This is a genomic window from Wolbachia endosymbiont of Pentalonia nigronervosa (assembly GCF_014534705.1).
Classification (GTDB): Bacteria; Pseudomonadota; Alphaproteobacteria; order Rickettsiales; family Anaplasmataceae; genus Wolbachia.
Genome location: NZ_JACVWV010000117.1, coordinates 1 through 2,480, shown reverse-complemented (window position 1 = coordinate 2,480; position 2,480 = coordinate 1). Strand labels below are relative to the sequence as shown.

At 39.7% G+C, this 2,480-nt stretch carries 1 protein-coding gene and 2 pseudogenes; all 3 read right to left on the bottom strand.

Annotated elements, in window-relative coordinates; all coding sequences use genetic code 11:
• A pseudogene (locus tag IC220_RS06995) lies at window positions 1-134 on the bottom strand (gpW family protein); the annotation flags it as partial.
• Window positions 124-1,940 (bottom strand): annotated as a pseudogene (locus tag IC220_RS06990) (phage terminase large subunit family protein). The pseudogenes IC220_RS06995 and IC220_RS06990, both read right to left, overlap by 11 nt.
• A complete protein-coding gene (locus tag IC220_RS06985; protein WP_188153727.1) occupies window positions 1,937-2,242 on the bottom strand; it encodes a hypothetical protein in 306 nt (101 codons plus the stop codon). Before IC220_RS06985 ends, IC220_RS06990 begins: the two are co-directional and overlap by 4 nt.
• Window positions 2,243-2,480: the final 238 nt, after the last annotated feature.

The window sequence follows — 2,480 nt, the reverse complement described above, 5'->3', positions numbered from 1 at the left end:
CTCAAAAGATCATTTATCTGCACCTCTGCATATCTCACCACATGGTCACCATAAGCAATTGATACCACTCTCCTGCCGTTTTGCAGTTTCTGAATTGCTTGCTCAACTTGAGCTAAATATTCTTCAGTGTACATTTTCTATCCATTTACTTTTGACTATTTTCTTTGGCTTTTTGCTCTCAGTCTTTTCACTCAAACTACCCCATTTACTCTCTTGCCAACGATCAATCCCAAGGGCTATAGATGCTGCTCTGGCGTAAATCCTACAATCAAGTGCTTCATTGCGGTCTCTTATCTTCTGCCACTCCTGCTTAGTATAGCCTTTCACTACTTTGGTAATTAATTGTTCCGCAGTCAGTTGTTTAAAATACTCAGGCGCATACTCTGGAAAATGGCAATATCCTGCTGGAGCTTTTTCGCCGTCTCGTGAGTAGTTGAAATAACTCCGACTTTAATATTGATACTCCAACTGGCCAGAGTTTCATGCCTCTGTAGAGCTTTTTACCTGCCACTGTCACATCAACTCTACTTGGGCTATTAAGCGGTACTAGGGCTTTGTTCACTCCCTTTACTGCCATTACTTTACCAGAGCTCTGCTGGCTTCTCAACCAATTGTATACTTCCTGCGTTGCGTATCCTGCATCTACTGCCATCATGCTAATTGTATATTCAAGACCATCTGAACCAAGAAAATGATGATTCAGTAACTCTGAAAGTTTGTTCCATACAAATTCTTTTCCAGGGTCTCCTTCAAATACCTGATAATCTATTGACCAACTTTCACGATTTCTTCCCCAAGCTACAACCTCTACTTCTATTCTGTCTTTTTGTACATCAACACCTGCAGTAAGGACTACTTCTCCTTTTGGTACTGTTCCAATAAGATATGACTCTCTTCTCTCAAATAAGTGCCTCCAGTCTGGTACTTCTCCTTTATCAACCCAAGTCTCTCCTAAAGTAGTATTTATCCAGACCTTCAGTAATTGCTCATTTTCTTTTGCATGCTGAAAATCTTCTACTGCTTGACTCCAACTATACCAACCAACTGGACTGTAAAGACTTGAAATATGAAACCCTGCTATCTTTCCACCTTTCGTTTCGTTCGTTACTCTCCATTCTCCACGTGAAAGCATCTCGGTTTTTTGATGATTTTCTATTTTGCCGTTACACTCTATACACACATAGTGCGCTGTTCTTGGGTCTTTATCTTCCCATTTTACTTGCGTCCACTTTAAAACTTGATAATGATTACAATGCGGGCAAGGTACAAAGAAATACCTTTTATCTGAAGCTTCGAACTCTTTTTCAATTCTACTGATTCCATGCACTGTTGGGGTTGAGACCAAAAATATCTTTCGCCGCGTAAATGTATTAGTTCGGGCTATGCTGAGCAAAACTGGATCTCCTTCACCACCTGAATCTCCTGGATACGCATCAATTTCATCGAGGAAAAGATATTTTACTGGCATAGACCTCAGTCCTACGCTGCTGTTCGCCCCAGTTATTACCACAATCCCACCGGGAAACTCTTTACTCTGTACCGTATTGCCTGAATCTCTTGATCTTGGGTCTTTTACTTTATCTTTTAAACATGGTGTGCTATCAATAAGTGGGGCAAATCTTCCTTTAGACCAGCGTTTTCCCATCTCTACAGTTGGCTGTACCACTAACATTGGACCTGGTGTTTGGTCAATAATATAGCCTATCCAGTTGTTCCCTGCTTCTGTTCCTCCAATCTGGGCCCCTTTCATAAAGATTACTTTTTCAATTGGTGATGAAGGTGATCATTATTTCCTTTAAATAAGGAGTTCTCTCTGTTCTCCATTTTCCTGGTTCTGATGATGCTGTTTGTGAAAGAACTCTATACTCATCTGCCCATTCTGACACCTTTAATAATGGATCTGGCTTTAATCCTGCATAGAAAGCTGTTGCGTATATCATAATGCTATTGATTGTTCATTGCTTGCTCTGGACAAAACAGGTTCTTCTATCTTGTGGTCTACAAAATCTTCCTCCTCCTCACTTTGTATTTCAACATTACTTGATGTAGTTTGACTCTCTCTTTCACTTTCTAACTCAATTGACATTTTCTTTTGCAATTCTTCTTCTATGTACTTTTGCGTCAAATTACTCATTACTATTGCTACGATAAGTGCAAATACTCCTACCACTATTGCAACTATCATCTGAGGATAAATCGTCACTAATGCTATTGCACATACTGCAACACTAATATAGATCACATGGTTGTATTTTTTTATCCTGCTGTCGGCAATTTTCCTCTCTTCTAGGTAGTGTAGACATTCAAAAAGAAAGGAGTTATAATAACAATTTTTGAGAGAAGCTAAGGATGTTATACGACTTAAAAGATAAGCAATGGGAAAGGATAAAGGAGAGTTTACCCGGAAAGAAAGGGGATAGTGGAAGGAGTGCAAAGGACAACAGAAAGTTCATAGCAGCAGTGATGTGGATAGGGCGAAC